Below are 21,667 nucleotides of genomic sequence, written 5' to 3'. Positions count from 1 at the left end.
GGCGCCCGACCGGTCGGCGTCCTTCATGGCGCCCTTCAGCTTCTTGCCGCCGAACGACATGTCGGCGGCGATCCCCGCCCGCCGCAGCTCGGCGACCAAGGCGAACAGCCGGCGCTCGGCGACACCGCCGACCCCGCCCGCGCGGTGCGCGGCGCCGCCGGGCCGCGGGTGTTCGGCGACTGGCTCGCCGGGCTGTTCGCGCTGGCCAGGCAGGAGGTCCTCGACCCCGGCGGGACCGTCCTCGCCGTCCTGGACGAGCTGGTCGGCGCGCTCACCGACGAGGACTTCCTCGTCGCGCTGCCCGCGCTGCGGCAGGCGTTCGAGTTCTTCCCGCCGCGCGAGCGGGAGACGATCGCCGAGCGGCTGCTGGCCCGCCGCGGCCTGCGCGGGTCCGCCCGCGGGCTGCTGCGCGCGCCCCGCGACCCCCTCCTCATCGCCGAAGCGCGCGCCCTGGAAGAGCGCGTCGACCGCGTCCTCGAGGCCGCCGGACTCACCGGAGGACGACCATGACCCCACCCGGGACCCCGCCCGGCACCGCCGCCGGTGACCTGGAGCGCTGGCGGCTCATCCTCGGCGCGCCCGCCGGGCACGCCACCGGGACGCTCGGCGCCGACGCCGCCGCGCGCGACCGCGCCCTCGACTGGCTCTACGGCCGCGACCCCGAACTCGCGCGGCGCGGCGTCCGGCGCGGCGGCGCGGGCTCCCGCTCCGCGCCCGGGGACGGCCGTTCCGGCGACCGGACCGGCGGCGACGGGGAGTCCGCGCTCACCACCGTCGACTGGCTGGACGACGTGCACCGGCTGTTCCCCAAGGAGACCATCGAGCGGCTCGAACGCGACGCCGTCGAGCGCTACGAGATCCACGACATCGTCACCGACCCCGCCGTGCTGGAGCGGATCGAGCCGGACCGGTCGCTGCTGCGCGCCGTCCTGCGGACCAAGCACCTGATGAACCCGGAGGTCCTCGCGCTCGCGCGGCGGATCGTCGAGGCCGTGGTGCGGGAGCTGATGGAGAAGCTCGCCACGGAGGTCAGGCAGGCGTTCCACGGCACCCGGTCGCGGCGCCCGAGCCGCATCCGCAACTCCCGCAACTTCGACTTCCACGGCACGGTCCGCGCGAACCTCGCGCACTACCGGCCCGACGAGCGCCGCCTCTACATCGAGAACCCGAGGTTCGTGTCGCGGACGCGGCGGCACGTCGAGCAGTGGCAGATGATCCTGCTGGTCGACCAGTCCGGCTCGATGCTCGACTCGGTGATCCACTCCGCGGTCACCGCCGCGTGCCTGTGGGGGCTGCCGGGCCTGAAGACCCACCTCGTCGCGTTCGACACCGCCGTCGTCGACCTCACGTCCGACGTCACCGACCCGGCGGAGCTGCTGATGAAGGTGCAGCTCGGCGGCGGCACCGACATCGCCCGCGCGGTCGCCTACGGCGCCGGTCTCGTCGACAACCCGCGCCGCGCGATCGTCGCCGTCATCAGCGACTTCTACGAGGGCGGCGACGCGGGGCGGCTCGTCCGGGAGGTCCGGCGCCTCGTCGAGCAGGGGACCTGCGTGCTCGGCCTCGCCGCGCTGGACGAGGACGCCAATCCCGCGTTCGACCGCGACATGGGGCGGCGGCTCGCCGCCGTCGGCGCGCACGTCGGCGCGATGACGCCCGGCCGGCTCGCCGAGTTCGTCGCGGAGAGGATCGGATCGTGACGCGCGCCGACCTGCTCGCCCTGACCCCGGACTCCCTCGCCGCCCTCGCCAACCGGGGCCTGGTCAAGCGCGCGGCGAAGGACCTGGACGCGGGCAACGGCCCCGAGCTGACCGTCTCGCCGGACGGCGGCGTCGAGGGCAGGTACCCCGACGGGACCACGGCGGCGCTGCCGGCGGGCGCGGGCCTGGAGGCCGCGACCTGCACCTGCGCCGCGACCGGCACGTGCCGCCACCAGATCTGCCTCGTCCTGGCCTACCAGCGCGACGCCGCAGCCGGAGCCGCCGACGCTCCCGAGGAGGAGCCCGGCGAGCCCGCCGCGGCGGAGGTCGCCGACTGGTCGCCCGGGACGCTCGACGACGACGCGCTCGCCGCCGTCCTCGGCCGCCGCGCCCTCACCGCCGCCCGCCGCGCCCACCGCGCCGGGTACGCGGCGGCGATCCACCGGCCGACGCCGGACGACCCCGTCGCACGCGTCGAGCTCCAGACCTGCACCGTCCGGTTCCTCGTGCCGGGCGAGCTCGGCTACGTGCACACCGACGCGGTCGCGTCCGTCCGCGGCGAGATGACCGTGCTGGCCGCCTGGGCGTTCCGCGCCGCCGACGAGCGGGGCCTCACCGGCGCCGACGTCCGGCTCGACGTCGGCGGCGAGGCGAAGGGCGGCGACCGCTCCGGCGGGCTCGACGCGGCCGCCCGCCTCGTCGACCAGGTCCTGCTGGAGGGCGCCGTGCACGCCGGGCCCGTCCTGGCCACCGCGCTGCGCCGCACCGCCGCCGAGCTGGCCGCGCGGAACCTGCACTGGCCCGCCGGCGCCGTCGACGACCTCGCCGGGCAGCTCGCCGCCTACCACGAGCGCGACGCCGCCCACGACCCCGCCCGGTTCGCCGCGGTCATCGCCGAGGTGCACGCCCGGCACCGCGCCTCCGCCGCCGGCGGCACCCGCTCGCAGGTCCTCGGCACCGACGAGTCCGCCGAGACGCCGCTGCGCCGCGTCCGGCTCACCGCGCTCGGCTGCCGCGTCGGCGGCACCGGCCTGGTCCGCACCGCCGACCTGTTCCTCGCGCACGCCGGCACCGGCGTCGTCCTCGTGCTCAAGCGCCGCTGGAACGTCCCGGAGGGCGAGGCGCTCACCGGCGCCGACCTCGCCGGGCGCCGGATCCTCGGCTCCCCGCTGCGCGCGCTCGCCGCCGCGAACGTCGTGTCCGAGAGCGCCTCCCGGAGCGCCGGACGGGTCGTCCGCGTCGCCGCCGGGCGGATCGCCAAGACCACCGTGACCCCGCTCGGCAACGCCTGGGAGGGACTGCCCGCCGGGCTGCTCGTCCGCGACCTGAAGGCCGAGGAGCGGGCGCTGGACGCGCTGCCGCCCCGCCTGGTCCGGCCGCGCGTCGAGGCCGAGTTCGTCCGCGCGGTCGAGATCGCCGAGGTGCGCGACGTCGGCTACCACCCCGGCGCGCAGCGCCTCGAAGCGGTCGTCGCGGACGCGGCGGGCGCGACGGCGGTCGTGTCCGCCGAGCACGGCCCGTACCGTCCGGCCGCGCTCGACGCGCTCGCCGCCGCGCTGGCCGACGCGCCCCGCATCGTGACCGGCGCCGTCCGCCGCGACCGGGGCGGGCTCGTCATCGACCCGTTCGCGCTGCTGACCGCGTCGGGCCCCGTCGTCCCCGACCTGGCGCCCGGCGACGGCGCCGCCGTGCTGGACGGCCCGTCCCCCGCCCCGCCCGACCCGCTCGGCGACGTCGTCCGGGCCGCGCTCGACGTCTGCGCCGAGGCCGCGCACCGCGGGCTGCTGCACGCCACGCCGGGTCTGCGCGACCGGCTCGCCCGCGCCGGCGAGGACCTGCGGCGCACCGGGCTGCGGGCCGCCGCCGGCGCCCTCGCCGACCTCGCCGGGACGGTCGGCTCGGACGACCCGGACCGTACCGCGGCGGCCTGGGCCACTGCCCACATCCGCCTGCTCACGACCGCCGAACTCCGCTGACGAGACCCAGACCGTACCGACTTCGAAGACAGAGAGTAATGATACAGTCACAGATGTGAAGATAGTTGTGCAGGTCAAGCTTTTGCCGGATGCCGCCCAGGCAGCGGCTTTGGAGCGCACCCTGCACACGGTCAACAACTGCGCGAGCCGAGTCTCGGCCGCCTCGTTCGAGGCGTACGGCCTTAAGGGATCGGTCCGTGATCTACGGTCGCTGGCCTATGGGGAACTTAAGGCTCTCGGTCTGGGGGCGCAGGCCGCGCAGCACGTCATAAAACGCGTCGTCGATGCCTACAGCACGCTACGAGCGAACATCCGCGTCGGGAACCTCGGCGGTGAGGGCTCCAAGCGGCGCCGCAAAGCCACATCCAAACCCATCGCGTTTCGGCCTGACGCGGCGCACACTTACGACGACCGGTGCCTGTCGTGGAACTACGACGCACGGACTGTGTCCATCTGGACCATGGACGGGCGGCTCAAGACGGTCTGCTTCGCCTGCTCGCCGGCGGCGCTCAAGCGGCTCGTCGCATACCGGAAAGGCGAGTCCGACCTGGTTCGCCGGGACGGGAAGTGGTTCCTGGCCGCCACTTGCGACGTTCCCGAGGCTGAGCAGTACGAGCCGAGGGACTGGATAGGTGTGGATCGGGGCATCGCCAACCTGGCCACCACCAGCGATGGCGGCAACCATTCGGGACGCCGTCTGGAGCGCTACCGCCGCTGGCAGGCCCGCAAGAAGGCCGAGATCCAAGCCAAGGGGACACGCTCGGCCAAGCAACTCCTCAAGAAGCGCGCCCGCCGCGAGTCGCGGCACGCCACCCACATCAACCACACGATCTCCAAGACCGTCGTTGCTGTCGCCCAACGCACCGAACGCGGCATCGCCTTGGAACAGCTTCAGGGCATCCGTGAGCGGGTCACGGTTCGACGCGACCAGCGAGCACGGCAGTCGTCCTGGCCGTTCCACCAACTCGGGGCGTTCATCGCCTACAAGGCCCGCCGCGCCGGCGTGCCGGTCATCGAGGTGGACCCGGCCTACACCTCGCAGCGCTGCCCGCGCTGCGGCCACACCGCCAAGGCCAACCGGCCTTCGCGGGACGCCTTCTGCTGTCGCCGGTGCGGTCTCGCTGGGCCCGCCGACGTCGTCGCCGGGGTCAACGTGCGCGACCGCGCACGCTCGGCGTGGGTATTCGTCAACATGCCCCCACCGGTCCCCGCCTGAGCGGGAACCGGCGATGTGACCCGTGACCGTCCCCTCATGAAGGACGCTCGGGAGCATAGGCAAAGCCCCGCTGGATCAGGGTCACGAACCCGGTCCGTCGAGGATGAGCAGTTGACCAAGTGCTTCGTCGCGATGCTGCGGCCTTCGGGTCGCGGTCATCGGGCGCCGTCGTCGAAGGCGGCCAGCATCTCCTCGCTCCAGGTGAGCCGGCCCGCGCGCAGGTCGTCCACGACCGAGCGCACCCAATCGGCCTCCGCGGCGGTGACCGCCCGCAGGTACTCGGTCTCCAGCATGGTGACGCGCGGCAGGCCCATCGCCTCCTCCTCGCCGAGGCCCGCGTCCAGCCCGGCGAGGTCCGCCTCCAGCGCGCGCAGCCGCTCCTCCAGCACCTCCAGCAGCTCCTCCGGCGGCAGCAGCATCGTGTTCGACACCGCCGCCGGGAACTCGGGGAACTCCCGCTTCGGCGCCGCGACCATCTCGCGGAGCCAGGTCCGCGCCGCCTCCCGCCCCGCCTCGGTCACCTCGTAGACGGTCCGCTCCGGGTACTGGCTGCCGCGCTCGGTCTGCCGGACGGCGATCAGCCCGGCCGCGTTGAGCCGGTCGATCGTCCGGTACAGGCTCGCGCGCTGCTCGACGTTGACGACCTGCTCCTTGCCCCACTCCTTGATCAGCCGCTGGATCCCGTAGGGGTGCAGCGGCCGGTTGTGCAGCAGGGCCAGCACGGTGAGGGCCAGCGGCGAACGGCGGACGGGTGCGCTCATGCGCCGATACTAGCCGCGCCAGCACTAGTTGACATGCAACTAGTTTCAGTGTGACTATCAAGCCATGACGACCCGAGGAGACGGCATGAACCCGGTACGGACGGCCCTGGTGATCGGCGGCGGCATCGCGGGCCCGGTGACGGCCCTGGCCCTGCGCAAGGCGGGCATCGACGCGACCGTGTACGAGGCGCACCCGGCCGATCAGGACGGCGGCGCGGCGCTGACCGTCGCGCCGAACGGGCTCAACGCGCTGGAGCTGATCGGCGCCGCCGACGCGGTCCGCGCCGCGGGCCGCCCGGTCCCCGGCATGGCGATGGGCGACGGCAAGGGCAACCGGTTCGCCGAGTTCGGCGGGCTGCCCGGCCTGCCCGCGAGCCACGTCCTGGCCAGGGCGGACCTGAACCGCGCCCTGCACGACCACGCCGCCGCGCACGGCGTCCCAATCGAGTACGGGAAGCGGCTCACCGGCGCGGAGGAGACCGCCGGCGGCGTCACCGCGCGGTTCGGCGACGGCACCACCGCCACCGCCGACGTCCTGGTCGGCGCGGACGGCATCCGCTCCACCGTGCGCGGCCTCATCGACCCCGCCGCCCCGGACCCCGAGTACACCGGCCTCATCGGCCTCGGCGGGTTCGCGTCCGGCAGCGGCGTGACCCCCGACCCCGACCTCATGTACTTCGCGTTCGGCGCCCGCGCGTTCCTCGGCTACTGGTGGACGCCGGACGGCCGGGTCGCGTGGTTCAGCAACGTCCCCGAACCCGACGCCGCCACCGCGTACGCGTCGCGGAACACGCCGCCCGCCGAGTGGCTGGAGCGGCTCCGCGACCTGCACGCCGACGACGACCCCGGCGCCGACCTGCTCCGGCACAGCCGCGCCGAGGACCTGTTCGTCCTCGGCGGCATCGAGATCATGCCGCCCGTCCCGCACTGGCACCGCGGCCGCATGGTCCTCGTCGGCGACTCCGCGCACGCGCCGTCGCCCAGCTCCGGGCAGGGCGCGTCGCTGGCGATCGAGAGCGCCGTCGAACTCGCCCGCTGCCTGCGCGACCTGCCCGGCCCGTCCGCCGCGTTCACCGCCTACGAGGGCCTGCGGCGCCCGCGCGTCGAGGCGATCGCCGCCGCGGCCGCGCGGACGAACAAGGAGAAGTCGGCCGGCGGGCCCGCCGGGCCCGTCGACCCGGAGCGGATGTTCGGCTTCGTGCAGCGCTTCCGCATCGACTGGGACGCGCGCGTCACCGCCTAGCCCACCGCGTCACCGCCCGGCCGGCCGCGTCACCGGCCGGCGGGGCCCGTCACGCCCGGCAGGTCAGGGGACGGCCGCCGTTGTAGTCGACCATCTCCAGCAGGGCCGTCGCGGTGTCGATCTCGCCGCCCGGCTCCAGGCCGTCCAGCTCGGCGTACGCCCGGTGCAGGTTGCCCACGATCCGCTCGGAGTCGGTCAGCTCCGCGTACTCGCCGAGGCCGGCCTCCCGGGCGGCCTCCAGCGGGGACAGCCCGGCGGCCTTGCCCTCCGCCGCCGTCGCCTGGAGGAACCGCAGGTAGCCGAGGACGCGGCCGATCAGATCCGGGCCCGCGACGGGGCCGTGGCCCGGGACGATCGTCGCCGCGTCCAGCGGCGCGACGACCTCCTCCAGCACCCTGATCGCGCCCGCCACCGAGCCCTGCATGACGAACGGGGTGCCGCCGTTGAACAGCAGATCGCCGCAGAACAGCACGCGACGCTCTGGGATCCACACGATCGAGTCGTTGGTGGTGTGCGCGGCGGTGCCGACGTGCCGCACCTCGCAGCGCAGGTCGCCGGCCCACAGCGTCACGCCGTCGGTGTAGGTGAGGAACGGCGGCTCGACCTCGACGCCGCCCCACTCCACCTTCGTCCAGAACGGCTCGTCGAACGGCTTCCCCCACGCGAGCGCGCTCTCGCGGGTCCGCTCGTGCCCGACGATGGTGGCGCCGGAGAACAGGTAGTTGCCGAACGTGTGGTCGCCGTGGTGGTGGGTGTTCACCAGCGTCCGGACGGGCCGGTCGGTGACGGTCCGGATCGCGTCCAGGTAGGCGCGGGTGCGGCGCTCGGTCGAGCACGCGTCGACGCTGATCACGCCCCGCTCGGCGGCCAGGAAGCCGGTGTTGTTGATCCACCAGGTGCCGTCCGGCTGGAGGTAGGCGAACACGCCGTCCGACACCTCCTCGAGCCGGGGCTCGCCGGGGCCGTCGCGTCCGGGCGCGTCGCTCATCGTGCCTCCAGATCCTCGGACGTACCTTACGAGGCCCTCCTCGCGAGCCGCTACGCGTCCCGGTCGATCCGGATCGTCTCCACCCACCGGGGCGGGTCGGGCGCGCCGTCGCCGACCAGCGCGGCGATCAGCCGGCAGGACGGGGACTCCGCGGGCCACGGCGTGAAGCCGTCGGTGAGGACGATCACCACCTGCGGGCGGTCGCGCTGCGCGAGCGCCCGGGCGATCCCGACCCGCATGTCGGTGCCGCCGCCCCCGCCGAGCTCGACCTGCTCGGCCGACGTCACCCGCGACACCGCGTGCACGTCGGCGTCGCAGGCCAGCACGCTCACCCGGTCGCCACGGACGCCGACCTCCCGCAGCACCCCGTTGACCTCCGCGAGCGCCGCCGCCAGCTCGTCGTCGCCCATCGACCCCGACGTGTCGATCACGATCGCGACGCGGGGCACCGGGCGGCGCAGGCTCGGCAGCACCGCGCCGCGCAGCGCCGGGGTGCGGCGCGACGGCCGCCGGTAGGTGTAGTCGACGGCGCCGCCCGCCCACGCGACCGCCTCCCGCACCGCGCCCGCCAGCACCCGCCGCCAGTCCACGACCGGTTCGAGGACCTGGTCGGCCCACCGCCGCCACCCGGCGGGCAGGTGCCCGCGCGCCCGCTGGTGCGCGCGCATCGCCTCCGCGGTCGCGCGCCGCAGCGCCTCCGCCTCGGTCGCGCGGACCGACGGCGCGCCCGCCGCGTCCAGCTCCCACGGCGCCGGCACGCCGTGCGCGCCCGACCCGCAGTCGTGGTGCGGCTGCGGCGGGACGCCCGCCAGGTACTCCTCGAACATCCGGCCCTCGGGCAGCCCGAAGTCGCCGGGGTGCACCCGCCCGGCGGGCAGCGGCAGCCCGTCGGCGAGCAGGTCGTCGTTGATCTCGCAGTCCTGCGCGATGTTGACCCGCCCGCGGTCGCGCTGGTCGGCGGCCGGGAGCCGGGACGCGCGGCCGTGGTGGTCGCGCAGCAGGTGCGCCGCCTCGTGGATCCACACGCCCGCCAGCTCCTCGACGGGCGTGGCGTCCACGAACGCGGGGGAGACGTAGCACCGCCAGTGCCGGTCGACGCCCATCGTCGGCACGCGGTCGCTCGGCACGACCGTCAGCGAGTACAGCGCGGACGCCAGGTAGGGGCGGTCGCCGGCGGCCTTGTAGCGGGCGGCGAGCAGCTTCGTGCGGTCCAGCACGGCGGTCACGCGCCGGGCAGGGCGCCGGACAGCTGCAGGATGTCGAGGAACGCGTCGATCCCCGGCGGCACCGGCCAGCGCACGTCGCGCAGCGCCGCCAGGTCGGACGCGGCGCGCGCCGCCACGTCCGGGACGCCCGCGTCGACCGCCTTCGCCAGCACCTCCCAGCCCGCCTCCCACCGCCTGCGGGTGCAGTCGCCCTGCACCGAGGAGACCACCGCGGTCAGGAACGCGAGCTGCCGGTCGCCGCGCTCGGGCAGCGCGAACGCCTTCGGGTCGGCCAGCACCCGGTCGGGGTCGGGCAGGTCCAGCTCCTCCAGGTAGGAGAGCAGCTCGATGCCCGCGCCGTCGCCGATCGCGCCGATCACCGCGGCGGCCACCGCGTCCTGCCCGGCGTCCGTCGCGTACCCGGTGGCCAGCAGCCGCAGCGCCATCTCCCAGCTGCGCGGCGACGGCCACGCCCCGCCGCGCGCCTCGGCGTCCTCGGGCAGGTGGTGCGCCAGGCCCGGACGCGCCGTGAGGAACCCCGAGACGGCTCCGCGCGCGCGGGCGATCGCGGCGGACGCCTTCGTCCCGTCCACCACCGGGACGGTCAGCTCCGGCCACGTGCCCGCCATCCCGCGCGCCACCGTGCGCGGGTCGTGCGTCCAGTGCAGGTGGACGAACCGGTTCGCCAGCGGCGGCGACAGGTGCCAGCCGTCCGCCGCGCTCGCCGGCGGGTTCGCCGCCGCGACGACCCGGACCGGCTCCGGCAGCCGCAGGCTGCCGACCCGCCGCTCCAGCACGACCCGCAGCAGCGCCGCCTGCACCGCCGGCGGCGCCGACGACAGCTCGTCGAAGAACACGACGCCGCGGCCCGCCTCCGCGAGCCGCACCGCCCAGTCCGGCGGCGCCATCGGCACCCCGGTCGCGGCCGGGTCGTCCCCGATGATCGGCAGCCCGGCGAAGTCGGATGGCTCGTGCACGCTGGCGATGACCGTCTCCAGCGGCACCCCGAGGCCCTCCGCCAGCCGCTCCATGCCCGCGGACTTGCCGATGCCAGGCTCGCCCCACAGCAGCACCGGGATGTTCGCCGACACCGCCAGCGCGAGCGCCTCCAGCTGCACGCTGCGCGCCGGCTCGGCCCGCCAGGCGCCGGCCCGCCGGTTCAGCTCGTCCGCCGCGTCGAGCGGCCCCGTCACGGTCTCCGTGGTCACAGCAGAAACTCCAGATCGTCGCGTTTCGCCCGCTTGATTGCCGTCGCCAGCGTGCGCGGGCGGCCGGCCGGCCGCGCGGCGCCGCCCGGCGCGTCCGTCCTCGCCCCCGCGTCCAGCAGCGCCCGCACGACGGCGGGCGAGCCGTGGTTCAGCACCGCTAGGAGGAGCGGCGTGCATCCGTCCTGGTCGGTGGAGTCGACGTCCAGGCCCTCGTCCAGCAGCCGCGGCAGCAGCACCTCGTGGTCCATCGTGTGGAGGGCGTGCAGCAGCGTCCATCGGCGCCCGTCGCGGACGTGCGGGTCGAGCCCCGCGTCCAGCAGCCGCAGGACGCCGTCGGTGTCGCCGTGCGCCGCGCGCAGGAACACCTCCCGGCGGTGCGCGCGCAGGGCGCGCGGCAGCCATCCCGTTCCGGCCGTCCAGGACCGGTGGGCGACGAAGCAGCCGTTCACGGTGCCGCCGAACGCCCCGAGCGCCTGCTCCCGCCGCCGTTCCTCGGCGCCGTGCGGGATCTCCAGGCCGCCCCCGGCCGAGCGGACCGTGTGCCACTCGCCCCGGCACCGGACGCGGACCGGCGGCGGCGGCTCCGCGAGCGGCGGACCGGACGGCCGGTCCGGGGCCGGGTACGCGGGGAACAGCGCCGACCGCACGAGCGGATGCAGCTCGTCCGGCGCGACCAGCCCGGCGCGCAGCAGGGCGAGGTCGGGAAGGGCGTGCCAGCAGCCTGGGGACGAGCGGCGCCGCATGGACTCCTCGCGGGGCGCCACCCACATCAGCGGGCGCCGGTGCCGTCCCCCCGCCTCCACGTGCAGGCCGAAGCCGTGACCGGGCAGGCGGATCGACAGCGACGCGGGACCGTCCCCGGCCACGCGCTCGATCTGGTGCGCGAACATGGGCGCGCATCCGGCCAGCAGGGCGAGCCTGGACCAGGTCTGCCGCTCGGTCGGCCGCCCGCCGGGCCGCTCCTCCACGATCACCCCGATGCCGGCGGCGGCGTAGGCGGCGGCGACGGCCTCGTCACCGCCGTCCGGACGCTCGGCGAGCAGCGCGGACCACTCGCCGCGAGCCGCGCGGTCACCGGTGTCCGGCTCGGACGCGGGCAGGTCGGCGGGGTCGCGGGGCGTGCCGTCCGCGGCGAAGAACGGCGCGCGCACGTCGCCCCCGTAGTGGCCGAGCAGCGCGCGGTGGTGCCGGTCGTCGAACAGGTACGGCACCACCGACCAGTCGGCGCGCTCCCGGACGGCGGTCCCGAACTCCAGCGTCAGCCGCTGCGGCGCCGACGGCGAGGGCGGCGCCGCGACCCCGAGCACCGGGACCGGCCCGCGGCGGCCCGTCCCGTACCGGCCGAGGACCGCCCGGAACCCGGCGGTGAGCGAGGTGGCGCCGCCGTGGCCGGTCACGTCCCGGGGCAGATGCCAGTGCAGCAGGTCGGGGACGAGGTGGCGCAGGTCGTCCTCCAGCCGGGCCCGCACCTCCGCGCCGAACTCCCGGCCGGCGTCCGCCGGGTCGAACGCGACGTCCACGTTCGCCGCCGCGCAGGCGCCCCGCCAGTCCCCGGCGAGCCGCCGCTCGGCGGCCCGCTCGATCCACCCGCGGGGCACCGCGTACCGGCGGACCTGGCGCCACGCCCGCAAGGACGCGGGGAACGCCGGGTCCCGGCCCGAACGCGTCAACGGTAGACGCTCGCGATCGCGTGCACGTCGGGGTGCGGGCGGGCCGCCGGGCGCAGCCGCTGCGCGAACGCGCGCTTCACCTTGCGCGGGACGCCGGGGCCGAGAACCACGTACTCCAGCCGGCTCTCCGCGCCGACGCCCGCCAGCAGCGTCTTCGCGCCGCGTCCCGTGAGGCCGGTGTGGCTCAGCCCGAGACGGCGCAGCGGGCTGCCGGGCAGCGCCGCCGCGAGCGCCGCGGCGCCCTCGTCGCCGGTGGCGTTGGGCGGCGCGCCGAGCGCCCGCTCCGACGGCGGGCGGCTCAGGTCCAGCGCCTCGATCGCGTCCAGCGCCCCGGCCAGCGACCGCGCGCCGTCCGGCCCGACGCCGTTGCCGCCGAGCCCGAACCGGACGGGCCGCCCCGCCGCCCGCGCGGCCGAGGCCAGCACCGCGGCGCCGCGGTCGCCGAGGTGGTTGGCGGGCGCGTACAGCTCGCGGACGCCCGCGTCGCGGACCAGCGCGGCCAGCAGGTCCGCCGCGTCCGGCCCGATGCCGTTCCCGCCGAGGAACAGCCGCTCCAGCGGCGCGTCCCGGTCCATGAGCGCGTCGAGCAGCGCGCGCAGGCCCTCCAGGCCGAGACCGGTGTTGACCAGGTCGAGCGTCCGGATCGCCGCGTTGCGGCGCAGCATCGCGGCGAGCGCCCGCGCTCCCGCGTCGCCGACCGGGTTGCGCTTCAGCCACAGCGCCCGCACCTCGCCGTCGGACGCGAGCCGGTCCGCGAGCACCGCCGCGCCGTCGCCGTCGATGCGGTTGCAGCCCAGGTAGAGCGTCCGGACGCCGTGGCCCGGCTCCAGCGCCGCCGCGATCGCCCGCGCGCCCTCGCCGCCCATCGCGTTCGTCCCGAGCAGCAGGTGCACCGCGTGCGGCGACGCGACCGCCGCCGGGACGAGCCGCGCCACGCCCGCCGCGCCGAGCCCCTGCTTGCACAGGTCCACCCGGCCGTCGCCGCGCAGCGTCCCGACCGGGAACGCCTCGTCGCCGCCGACCGGCGCCGCGTCGGCGAGCCGCGCCAGCAGCGGCGCGAGCGCGGCAGGGTCGGCGGGCGGCACGTCCGGGTGCTCGATCGCGGGGCAGCGTACGGGGGTCGGCTCCATGCTGTTCACCACTCCACCGGTCGGTAGTCCTTCAGGAACACGCCGGACAGCCGCTCGCCGCCGACGCCCCGCACGACCGGGTCGTAGACCCGGGCCGCGCCGTCGATCACGTCCAGCGGGGGCCGGAACCCGGCGGCGAACTGCTCGAGCTTGCCGGGGTGCGGCCGCTCGTCGGTCACCCAGCCGGTGTCCACGCTGGTCATGTGGATGCCCGCCGCCGCGTAGTCCGCGGCCGAGGTGCGGGTCATCATGTTCAGCGCCGCCTTCGCCATGTTCGTGTGCGGGTGGCGGACGGTCTTGTGCTCGCGGGAGAAGCTGCCCTCCATCGCCGACACCTGCACCGCGTACCGGTCGGGGAACGGCGACGCCTCCAGCAGCCCGCGCAGCCGCGAGGTCAGCAGGAACGGCGCGAACGCGTTCACCATCTGCACCTCCAGCCACTCGCCCGGGTCGACCTCGTGCAGCCGCAGCGTCCAGCTGTTGCGGTCGCGCAGGTCGAGGGGCTGCCCGGTCTCGTCGGTCAGCCCCGCCGGGAACAGCGCGTCGTCGGACACGGCGAGTGCGGCGGCGGGGCCCGCCTCCAGCGCGGCCCGGCCGCCCTCGGCGACGTCGACGCGCGCCGCCGCCCCGGTCAGCGGCAGCGCCTCCGCCGCGCGCACCTCCCGGTGGTAGGCGGGCGGCCGCCGGACGGTCTGCGCCGCGTTGTTCACCAGGACGTCCAGGTGGTCGAACCGGTCGTGCACGGCGTCCAGCAGGCCCGCGACGCCCGGCAGGTCCAGCAGGTCGACGCCGTGGACGTGCAGCCGGGAGAGCCAGTCGGCGGAGTCGGGGACGGCGGCGAACCGGCGCGCCGCGTCGCGCGGGAACCGGGTGGTGACCAGCACCTCCGCGCCGTCGCGGAGCATCTTCAGCGCGACCTGGAAGCCGATCTTGATCCGGCCGCCGGTGACGAGGGCGCGCCGCCCGCGCAGGTCGCAGCGGGCGTGCCGGCGTGCCAGGTTCTCCGCCGCGCACTCCGGGCACATCAGGTGGTAGTCGGGGTGCACGTCCCGGTACGGCGCCTTGCAGACGTAGCAGGTCCGCGCCCGTTTCAGCGTCCGCCCGGACGCGGGCCTCGCCGGAGCGGGCTCCGGGTCGGCGCCGGGGTCCTGGTCCTGGAAGCGGGTGGCGGCGGCCATCGCGTCGAGGTCCTCGGCGCGTCGCTGCGTCCTGCGGGCGGCCTTCCGCGCCTTCTTGCCGGACCGGTGCAGCTGCGACGCCGCCTCGTGCACGGCCCGCCAGCGCGGGTCGTCCGGGTCGGTGGCCCGCGCGCGCTCCAGCAGCCGCAGGCAGGCCGCGAGCTCCTCGGGGCGGGGCGCCTCGTCCTCGACCGGCGGTCGCGGCCCGCCGGCTCGCGCAACGGCCGTCACTGCACTCCCTCGTCCCCGTCAGCCGGATCGGGGCGGAGCCGACCGGATTCGAACCGGCGTCCTCCAACATGCAGTATTGGTGCGTCGACCTCTGCGCTACAGCCCCGCCACCGGCAGCGTAACGGAACCAACCCGGCGAACCACCCGAATTTCGGTGATCTTCACGGCGTGGCGAGCAGCGGTTCGAGGTCCTCGCGCCCGCTGCGCCGGACGAGCCACGCGAACGTCCCCCGGACGCGGCGGCCGCCCGCCTCGGCGTCCCGGCTCGCGCCGGCCTCCAGCAGGGCCCGGACGGTGTCCGGGGAGCCGTGCTCGGTGACCGCCGTGGACAGCGGCGTGCGGTCCGACCGGTCGCGCGCGTCGACGTCGAGGCCGGCGGCCAGCAGCCGGGGAAGGACCAGGCGATGGTCCATCGCGTGGACGAAGTGCAGCAGGGTGCGTCCCTCGCCGTCGCGCGCGCGGGGGTCCATTCCCGCGTCCAGCAGGCGGAGCACGCCGGGGGCGTCGCCGTGCAGCGCCCGCAGGAACAGCTCGCTCCGCTGGCGCCGCAGCTCGCGCGGCAGCCGGTCCGGGCCCGTCCGCCACGCCTCCCGCACGGCGAAGCAGCCGAAGAGGTCGCCGCCGAGCGCGCGCAGGGCCTGCTCGCGCCGCTCCTCCACGGGTCGGTGCGGCAGTGCCAGCGCTCCGCCGCACCAGCGGACCTCGTGCCACTCGCCGCGGCAGCGGACCCGCACCGGCCTTGGCGGCTCCGGATCCGGCGGCCCCCCGAGCCCATCGGCGGCCGGACGCGCAGGGAACAGCGCCGACCGGATCAGCGGATGCAGCTCGTCCGGCGTGACCATGCCCGCGAGCAGCAGCTCGGCGTCGGGGAAAAGCCGCCAGTGGTCAGGCGCCGCCGAGCTGCGGTACTCCCCGGGCGCCGCCGGCCTCAGCAGCGGGCGCTCGCCGTCGCCGCCCGCCTCGACGGTCACCGCCCCGCGCGGCGTGTACGGCGATCCGAAGACCGCGGTGACCGGATCCCCGCCCCGCCCGGCGGCGAGGCGGCGGGCGCGGGCCGCCAGCACGGGCGGCCGTCCCAGGCGCAGCCGCAGGGTCTCCATGAAGGCTCCGCGCTCGGCCGGATTCGCGGGCTGCCGGAGCTCGAAGCCCGCGGCGGTGAAGGCGCCGGCGACGTCACCGCGCTCGTGGCGCATGACCGACCATTCGGCCCGTGCCACGGTGTCGCCCGGTCCGGGATCGGACGCGGGCAGTTCCTCCGAGGCCAGAGGCGTCCCGTCGGCGTGGAAGAACGGGATGCGGCCGGCGCCTCCGCAGTCGTCGACCAGCTCTCCACAGTGCCGGTCGTCGAACAGGCGGCGGGCGCCCGTCCAGTCGCGCGCCCTCCGGTCGGCCATCGCGGTGAACACCAGCCGCAGCCGCTGCGGCGCCCGCAGGGACGGTGGGCCGAACACCTGGAGCACCGGGCCGCCGTCGCCGTACCGCGCGAGGACGAACCTCAGATGCTCGTCGAAGACGCTCAGGTCGCCGGGCCCCCGGGGCAGGTGCCAGCGGAGCAGGTCGGGCACGAGATGCCGCAGGTCATCGGAGAGCCGCCGGGCCACGGCGGACCCGTGCTCGCGCGCCACGCCGTCCAGCGTGAACGCGAGGTCCATGTGCGCCGCCGCGCAGGCCCCGCGCCAGTCGCCCGCGCGCCGCAGCCGCGCCGACCGCTCGATCATCCACCGGGGGACCCGGTGGCGGCGCGTCCGCTGCCAGGCGCGCAGCCACGCCGCCGGCATCGCCGACCGGGCGGCGGGCCCGTCGGACGCCACCTGCACCCCCCATCGCCGTTCGAGGGGCAGGACCGGCCGGAATCGAACCGGCGTCCTCCGCTGTGCAGGCGGTGCGTCGACCTCTGCGCTACGGCCCTGCCGGGCGGCAGCCTAGCCGCCCCGGCGGGACGGCGCGATCCGATCCGTCACTGCTCGGGCACGGTGGTGAGCAGGTGCGGGCGCGGGGAGCTGCGGCGGGCGGGCGGCTCCTGCGACCCGGACGAGCGCAGCACGTCGGCCGCGCCGATGACGGCGGCGTCGCCGGTGTCGTCGCCGATGCGCGCGGCCAGCCCCGTGCGCTCCTGGATGAGCTTGTCCAGGCCGGGCAGGCGGGCGGTGCCGCCGGTCAGGGTGATGCCGACGCCGAGCAGCTCCCCGGAGATCTCCGGCCCGCAGCCCGCCAGCCCCTGCTGGACCGCCGCGACGATCTCGCCGACCGGCGCGGCGATGGCGCGGGCGACGTCGGCGGTGGTGAGGACGATCCCGCGCGGCATGCCGGTGGTGAGGTCGCGGCCGTGCACGACGGTCTGCCGCAGCGGGCGGCGCCCGATCGGCGGCACCGCGCCCACCTCCAGCTTCGCGGCCTCGGCGCTGGCCTGCGAGATCCGCACCTCGTGCTCGCGGCGGACCAGCGCGACGATCGCCCGGTCCAGGGACGAGCCGCCGACGAGCGCGGTGTACGAGGTGACCAGCCCGCCGAACGAGATGACGCCGACGTCGGTGATGTCGGCGCCGATGTCGGCGACGACGACGACCTCCGGCCGCCCGGAGGAGGTGAGCCCCATCCCGATGGCGGCCGCGATCGGCGTCGGCACGAGGGTGAGGCGGCGCGCGCCGGCCTGGAACGCCGAGAACTGCAGCGCCCGGTAGTGCACGGACGACATGCCGCTCGGCACCGTCACGACCAGCCGGGGCCGCGCGGTGTAGCGGCGCTTGTGGTGGGTGCGGACGAGGGCGCGCATCAGGTACTCGGCCTCGTCGGTCTCGGTGGGGGCGCCCTCGCGGATGGGCCGGACGAGGCGGACGTCGGGGTTGCGCCCGGCCATCTCCTGGGCGGGGAGGCCGAGCGCGAGGATCTTGCCGGTGTGCAGGCAGCGGGCGAGCAGTGACGGTTCTCGCGCGACGACCCCGCGGTCCCGCACATGCATGCGCACCGTCGAGCTCCCCAGGTCGATGGCGGTGTCCCGGCCCGCGAAGTCCCACATCGCGTCCCCTTCTTCCCTCTCGGCCTGCAGTCGCAGAGAGCTGATGCCCTGCCGACCTGCGGCGATGCCCATCGGCGGGTAAGCGAATCGCAACGTCCCGGCGAACAGGGATCGGGAATTCCGGATAACGCGACCGGCGGGCCGGGCCCGCCCGGCCGCCAGTGCCGAGCGGGCGTCAAGAGATCATGTGGGGACGGTGTCGCGCCGCCGGGCGTGCGCGCGGGACGGCCCGCCGCGCCGGGCCCGGAGGGCGCCCGCCGCGCGGCACGCCGCGTACAGCGCGAACGAGATCGTGGTGACGTACGGGCTGATCGGGACGCCGGCGCCGAGCGACAGCAGGATCCCGCCGACCACCGACACGGTCGCGAGCGCGGCGCTGAGCACCGGCACCAGCACCGGCGACGCGGTCACCCGCACCGCGGCGGCGGCCGGCGTGCAGATCAGCGCGAGGACCAGCAGCGCCCCGACGACCTGCACGGACACGGCGACGGCGAGGCCGAGGACGAGCATGAACAGCGGCGACAGGGCGCGCACCGGGACGCCGCGCGCCGCCGCCACGTCCGGATCGAGGCTCGCGAACGCCAGCGGCCGCCACATCACCGCCAGGCACACCAGCACGACCGCCGACGTGCCGAGCAGCCACGACAGCCGGGGCGTGTCGATCGCGACGATCTGCCCGGTGAGGATGCCGAACTTGTTGGCGGCGCGCCCCTTGTACAGCGACAGGAACAGCACGCCGAGGCCGAGCCCGAACGGCATCAGCACCCCGATGGCCGAGCCGCGGTCGCGCGCCCGGCCGCCCAGCACGCCGATGAGCGCGGCGGCCAGCAGCGCGCCCGCGATCGAGCCGCCCGCGACGCCGGCGCCGAGCAGCAGCGCGGCGGCCGCGCCGGCGAACGACAGCTCGCTGATGCCGTGCACCGCGAACGCCAGGTCGCGCATCACGACGAACGTCCCCGCGAGCCCGCCGACCAGCCCGAGCACCGCGCCCGCGATCAGCGAGTTGCGGACCAGGCCGAGCAGCGCGCCGTAGTCGTCGAAGTTGACGATCTCATGCCACATCGCGCGCCTCCGGCCCGCCGGGCATGCGCAGGACCCGGTCGGCGAACGGCAGGACCGGCTCGACCTCGTGGGTGACGAACACGACGGCGGTGCGGTGCTCTCGGCACCGTCTGGCGACCAGCTCGCTGACGGACCGCTGGTGCGCGGCGTCCAGCGAGGCGAGCGGTTCGTCGCAGAGCAGCAGCCGCGGATCGGACGCGAGGGCCTGCGCGACCCGGACCCGCTGCAGCTCGCCGCCCGACAGCAGCTCGATCGGGACGTCCGCGAACGCCTCCGCGCCGACGTCGCGCAGCGCCTCGCGGACGCGGCGCCGCGCGCCCCGGTCCGGGGGCCGCGGCCCCCAGCGGTGCCCGTCGACGCCGAGCCGCACCAGGTCGCGGGCCCGCAGCGGGGTGTAGGCGGGGACGCTGCGGTGCTGGGGGACGTACCCGATGAGGGGGCCGCCGCGGCGCGGCGGGCGCCCGCCGACCGTCACCGTCCCGGCCGACAGCCGCCGCAGCCCCAGCAGCACCTTCAGCAGGCTCGTCTTCCCCGATCCGTTGGACCCGAGGACGGCGACGAACTCCCCGGCCGCCACATCGAGGTCGAGTCCGCTCCACACCGTCCGGTCGCCGTAGCGGAGCGCCCCGCCGCGCATCGAGATCACGACAGCGCCTTTCCGAGCGCGGCGATGGTGCCGGCCATCCAGCCGATGTAGTCCTGCCCGGACGGGAGGGTCTCGGTGACCGGCACGACCGCGACGCCGTTGTCCTTCGCGGCCTTCTCGACCTGCTCGGTCTGCGGGCCGCTCGTCTGCGCGTTGTAGACGAGCGCCTTCACCTTCTTCCCGCCGAACAGCCCGAGCGTCTCCCGCAGGGTGCGCGGCGCGACGTCGTCGCCCTCCTCGATGGCCTCGCTGAACGCCTCCGGCGTCTCGTTGCGCAGTCCGGCCGCTTCGAGGAGGTAGAGGGGGACCGGCTCGGTGATGGCGACGCCGTCGCCGGAGTGCGCGGCCTTGAGCGCCGCGACCCGCCCTTCGAGGTCCTTCAGCTTCGCCTTGAACGCGGTGGCGTTCGCGGTGAACGCGGCGGCGCGGGCGGGGCGGGCCTCCGCGAGCGCGGCCGACAGCCGGTCGGCCAGCAGCGCCATGGACGGCAGGTCGTACCAGACGTGCTCGTTCAGCTCGCCGCCCGCCGGCGCGGTCCGCCCGGAGATCCGCACCGCGTCGAGGATCTCGGCCTTGGACGACGACGCCTTCAGCATGGTCGTCATGAAGTCGTCGTAGCCGCCGCCGTTCTCGATCACGACTCCGGCCCGGCCGAGGGCGAGCCGGTTGCGCGTCCCGGCCTCGTAGGAGTGCGGGTCCTGCCCCGGGTCGCTGATGAACGAGGTGACGCGCACGTCGGCGCCGCCGATCGTCCGCGCGATGTCGCCGTAGACGTTGGTCGAGGCGACGACCGGCACCGCCCCGCCGGACGTCCCGGCGGGCGCGGCCTCGGACGGCGAGCCGCAGGCGGCGAGGGCGAGCAGGGGCACGGCCGCGGCGGCGGCGCCGGCCGTGCGGAGGGCCGCCCGGCGCGGTCGCGGGTGCGGGGGCAGGGGCAGAGGGGGCATGGGTCGCTCCTGAAAATGAAAACGGTTTTCAGTGCAACTTAGCATGATGTGTCCGGATGCGTCCCATGGCGGGGGAGGGGACGAGCGGCGGCGCGCGCCAGAGACCGCCCGCTGGCGGTGCGCGGAAACGCCAACGGGCCGCCCTCCACCTGAGGTGAAGGACGGCCCGTTCGGGCCCGGCGGGCGCCGTGGCGCCCTCAAGGGAAAGCGGTCCGCGGCCCTCGATCGGACCGGCGGGTGCGGGTCAGCGCTTGCGCAGGACGCCGCCGTACTCGTAGATGCCGGTGTCCAGCTTGGAGGCGCCCTCGTACTTGCGCAGCTCCTCGGGGACGGGCGCGAGCGGCGGCTGCAGGTCCATCGGCCGCCAGTCGACGAGGTTGCACAGGCCCGGCTCGACCGGGTCGAAGTCCGACAGCAGCGCGTCGATCTCGGCCGGCGTCCGCGTCTGCCACGGGATGCCCGCGCCGGTGACCTGCGCGGTCATCTCCGCGCTGCGCACCGGGTCGTCGCACGCGACCTGCGAGAACGTCAGGTGGCTGCCCGGCGCGGCACGGTCGATGACGGCGTGCAGGATGCCCCTCGGGTCGTCGGAGTCCGGGAGGTGGTGGCCCACGGAGAGGAACAGCGTCGCGACCGGCTCGGAGAAGTCGATGAGCCGCTTGACGTCCTCGTGCTCCAGGACGGCCTCCTGGTCGCGCATGTCCGCGGTGATCACCGTGGTGGACGCGTCGCCGGCGAGCAGCGCGCGGCCGTGCGCGAGCACGATCGGGTCGATGTCGACGTACACGACGCGGGCGTCCGGCGCGAACTGCCGCGCGACCTGGTGGACGTTGGCGTCCGTCGGCAGCCCGCACCCCATGTCGATGAACTGCCGGATGCCGGCCTCGGCCGTCAGGTAGCGGACGGCCCGGTAGAGGAACAGCCGGTTCTGCCGGGTGATGTCCAGCCCGGCCGGGTGGTGCTCCAGCTGCCCCCGGATGAACTGCCGGTCGACCTCGTAGTTGTCCTTGCCGCCGAGCAGCCATCCGTAGGCGCGCGCCGAGGTCGGCACGTCGTTGGGGATGTCGGCGATCGAGGGCTGGTCGTCGTTCACAACCCGCTCCGCATCTGCGCAGTAAGTGGGGATCAGTGTCGTTTGGAACGGTATACCGCTTCGCCGCCCCGCGTTCGATCTTTGGCCCGTCCGGTTCCGCCGTCCCGGCGGCCATGCGTGCCGCGCTCGGGCGGCCGCAAGGCCATCTCATCACCAAGTTGCTTGTGAAACGTGTTCCGGCGTGCTTCTCTGGCGTGCGTGGCGCACCTCTCGCTCCGGTACGCGGCTGGCACGGACATCGGCAGGCGGCGGCGCATGAACGAGGACTCGGCGCTCGCCGGGCCGTCGCTGCTCGCCGTCGCCGACGGGATGGGCGGCCACCCGCACGGCGACGTCGCCAGCGCCGCCGCCGTCACCGCGCTCACCGAGCCGCCCGCGGCCGGCGAGCCCGCCGCCG

At 75.8% G+C, this 21,667-nt stretch carries 18 protein-coding genes and 2 tRNA genes; 5 read left to right on the top strand and 15 right to left on the bottom strand.

From position 1 onward, the window contains the following. The 4 genes from amrb99_RS46670 to amrb99_RS46655 all read left to right on the top strand — a co-directional run. Nucleotides 1–510, top strand: a 510-nt coding sequence (locus tag amrb99_RS46670) for a DUF5682 family protein (protein ID WP_241756588.1), incomplete at its 5' end; no start/stop codon positions are given. Then, nucleotides 507–1,700, top strand: coding sequence for a VWA domain-containing protein (locus amrb99_RS46665; RefSeq protein ID WP_190868532.1), 1,194 nt, complete (start codon nucleotides 507–509; stop codon nucleotides 1,698–1,700). The genes amrb99_RS46670 and amrb99_RS46665, both read left to right, overlap by 4 nt. Next, entirely contained in the window at nucleotides 1,697–3,676 is a 1,980-nt protein-coding gene (locus amrb99_RS46660; protein ID WP_190868531.1) for a hypothetical protein, read from the top strand. The genes amrb99_RS46665 and amrb99_RS46660 overlap by 4 nt, the downstream gene beginning before the upstream one ends. Before the next feature lie 55 nt (nucleotides 3,677–3,731). Further along, nucleotides 3,732–4,892 carry a transposase gene (locus amrb99_RS46655; protein WP_347257161.1) on the top strand — a complete coding sequence of 387 codons (1,161 nt, stop codon included), beginning with the start codon at nucleotides 3,732–3,734 and terminating at the stop codon, nucleotides 4,890–4,892. A gap of 155 nt (nucleotides 4,893–5,047) precedes the next feature. On the opposite strand, the gene amrb99_RS46650 is transcribed toward amrb99_RS46655, so the two are convergent. Then, on the bottom strand, nucleotides 5,048–5,653 hold the full coding sequence (locus tag amrb99_RS46650) for a PadR family transcriptional regulator (protein ID WP_190868530.1): 606 nt from the start codon (nucleotides 5,651–5,653) through the stop codon (nucleotides 5,048–5,050). Between the two features lie 64 nt (nucleotides 5,654–5,717). Here amrb99_RS46650 and amrb99_RS46645 point away from each other — a divergent pair, with 64 nt between their 5' ends. After that, entirely contained in the window at nucleotides 5,718–6,896 is a 1,179-nt protein-coding gene (locus tag amrb99_RS46645) for an FAD-dependent monooxygenase (protein WP_241756587.1), read from the top strand. A 49-nt stretch (nucleotides 6,897–6,945) separates the two neighbouring features. On the opposite strand, the gene amrb99_RS46640 is transcribed toward amrb99_RS46645, so the two are convergent. The 14 genes from amrb99_RS46640 to amrb99_RS46575 form a co-directional block, all read right to left on the bottom strand. Beyond that, nucleotides 6,946–7,884 (bottom strand): MBL fold metallo-hydrolase, encoded by a 939-nt coding sequence (locus amrb99_RS46640; protein ID WP_190868529.1) that lies wholly within the window; start codon nucleotides 7,882–7,884, stop codon nucleotides 6,946–6,948. A 50-nt stretch (nucleotides 7,885–7,934) separates the two neighbouring features. After that, nucleotides 7,935–9,101, bottom strand: a complete 1,167-nt coding sequence (locus tag amrb99_RS46635) for a VWA-like domain-containing protein (RefSeq protein ID WP_347257160.1) — start codon at nucleotides 9,099–9,101, stop codon at nucleotides 7,935–7,937. Between the two features lie 5 nt (nucleotides 9,102–9,106). Next, nucleotides 9,107–10,297 carry an AAA family ATPase gene (locus amrb99_RS46630; RefSeq protein WP_347257159.1) on the bottom strand — a complete coding sequence of 397 codons (1,191 nt, stop codon included), beginning with the start codon at nucleotides 10,295–10,297 and terminating at the stop codon, nucleotides 9,107–9,109. Then, nucleotides 10,294–11,967 carry an ankyrin repeat domain-containing protein gene (locus amrb99_RS46625; RefSeq protein WP_190868527.1) on the bottom strand — a complete coding sequence of 558 codons (1,674 nt, stop codon included), beginning with the start codon at nucleotides 11,965–11,967 and terminating at the stop codon, nucleotides 10,294–10,296. The genes amrb99_RS46630 and amrb99_RS46625 overlap by 4 nt, the downstream gene beginning before the upstream one ends. Then, complete coding sequence (locus amrb99_RS46620) at nucleotides 11,964–13,097, bottom strand: gala protein (RefSeq protein ID WP_190868526.1); 1,134 nt, start codon at nucleotides 13,095–13,097, stop codon at nucleotides 11,964–11,966. The genes amrb99_RS46625 and amrb99_RS46620 overlap by 4 nt, the downstream gene beginning before the upstream one ends. 5 nt (nucleotides 13,098–13,102) lie before the next feature. Beyond that, complete coding sequence (locus tag amrb99_RS46615; protein ID WP_190868525.1) at nucleotides 13,103–14,506, bottom strand: SDR family NAD(P)-dependent oxidoreductase; 1,404 nt, start codon at nucleotides 14,504–14,506, stop codon at nucleotides 13,103–13,105. Between the two features lie 33 nt (nucleotides 14,507–14,539). Beyond that, nucleotides 14,540–14,612: transfer RNA gene (locus amrb99_RS46610), tRNA-Gln, on the bottom strand. A gap of 55 nt (nucleotides 14,613–14,667) precedes the next feature. After that, complete coding sequence (locus tag amrb99_RS46605) at nucleotides 14,668–16,317, bottom strand: ankyrin repeat domain-containing protein (RefSeq protein WP_190868524.1); 1,650 nt, start codon at nucleotides 16,315–16,317, stop codon at nucleotides 14,668–14,670. Between the two features lie 27 nt (nucleotides 16,318–16,344). Then, a tRNA-Cys gene (locus amrb99_RS46600) sits at nucleotides 16,345–16,415 on the bottom strand. A gap of 48 nt (nucleotides 16,416–16,463) precedes the next feature. After that, nucleotides 16,464–17,522 (bottom strand): rod shape-determining protein, encoded by a 1,059-nt coding sequence (locus amrb99_RS46595; protein ID WP_190868523.1) that lies wholly within the window; start codon nucleotides 17,520–17,522, stop codon nucleotides 16,464–16,466. Between the two features lie 183 nt (nucleotides 17,523–17,705). Next, nucleotides 17,706–18,584, bottom strand: coding sequence for a metal ABC transporter permease (locus tag amrb99_RS46590; RefSeq protein ID WP_190868522.1), 879 nt, complete (start codon nucleotides 18,582–18,584; stop codon nucleotides 17,706–17,708). Further along, nucleotides 18,574–19,221, bottom strand: coding sequence for an ATP-binding cassette domain-containing protein (locus amrb99_RS46585; protein ID WP_190868533.1), 648 nt, complete (start codon nucleotides 19,219–19,221; stop codon nucleotides 18,574–18,576). The genes amrb99_RS46590 and amrb99_RS46585 overlap by 11 nt, the downstream gene beginning before the upstream one ends. A 5-nt stretch (nucleotides 19,222–19,226) precedes the next feature. Then, the gene (locus tag amrb99_RS46580; protein ID WP_190868521.1) at nucleotides 19,227–20,177 is read right to left on the bottom strand and encodes a zinc ABC transporter substrate-binding protein; all 951 of its coding nucleotides are present in this window, start codon (nucleotides 20,175–20,177) and stop codon (nucleotides 19,227–19,229) included. Between the two features lie 244 nt (nucleotides 20,178–20,421). Further along, nucleotides 20,422–21,270 (bottom strand): SAM-dependent methyltransferase, encoded by an 849-nt coding sequence (locus amrb99_RS46575; RefSeq protein WP_190868520.1) that lies wholly within the window; start codon nucleotides 21,268–21,270, stop codon nucleotides 20,422–20,424. Nucleotides 21,271–21,667 lie beyond the last annotated feature (397 nt).

It is taken from the genome of Actinomadura sp. RB99, from assembly GCF_014706005.1.
Lineage (GTDB): Bacteria > Actinomycetota > Actinomycetes > Streptosporangiales > Streptosporangiaceae > Spirillospora.
The sequence above is the reverse complement of the archived record's forward strand: the minus strand, read 5'-3'. Positions and strand labels throughout refer to the sequence as shown.

Excerpts from the sequence above, each read along its gene's own strand:
- amrb99_RS46640 (WP_190868529.1), bottom strand. The coding sequence starts at position 7,884 with ATGAGCGACGCGCCCGGACGCGACGGCCCCGGCGAGCCCCGGCTCGAG.
- amrb99_RS46580 (WP_190868521.1), bottom strand. The coding sequence starts at position 20,177 with ATGCCCCCTCTGCCCCTGCCCCCGCACCCGCGACCGCGCCGGGCGGCC.
- amrb99_RS46590 (WP_190868522.1), bottom strand. The coding sequence starts at position 18,584 with ATGTGGCATGAGATCGTCAACTTCGACGACTACGGCGCGCTGCTCGGC.
- amrb99_RS46620 (WP_190868526.1), bottom strand. The coding sequence starts at position 13,097 with ATGGAGCCGACCCCCGTACGCTGCCCCGCGATCGAGCACCCGGACGTG.
- amrb99_RS46665 (WP_190868532.1), top strand. The coding sequence starts at position 507 with ATGACCCCACCCGGGACCCCGCCCGGCACCGCCGCCGGTGACCTGGAG.
- amrb99_RS46645 (WP_241756587.1), top strand. The coding sequence starts at position 5,718 with ATGACGACCCGAGGAGACGGCATGAACCCGGTACGGACGGCCCTGGTG.
- amrb99_RS46585 (WP_190868533.1), bottom strand. The coding sequence starts at position 19,221 with ATGCGCGGCGGGGCGCTCCGCTACGGCGACCGGACGGTGTGGAGCGGA.
- amrb99_RS46595 (WP_190868523.1), bottom strand. The coding sequence starts at position 17,522 with ATGTGGGACTTCGCGGGCCGGGACACCGCCATCGACCTGGGGAGCTCG.
- amrb99_RS46650 (WP_190868530.1), bottom strand. The coding sequence starts at position 5,653 with ATGAGCGCACCCGTCCGCCGTTCGCCGCTGGCCCTCACCGTGCTGGCC.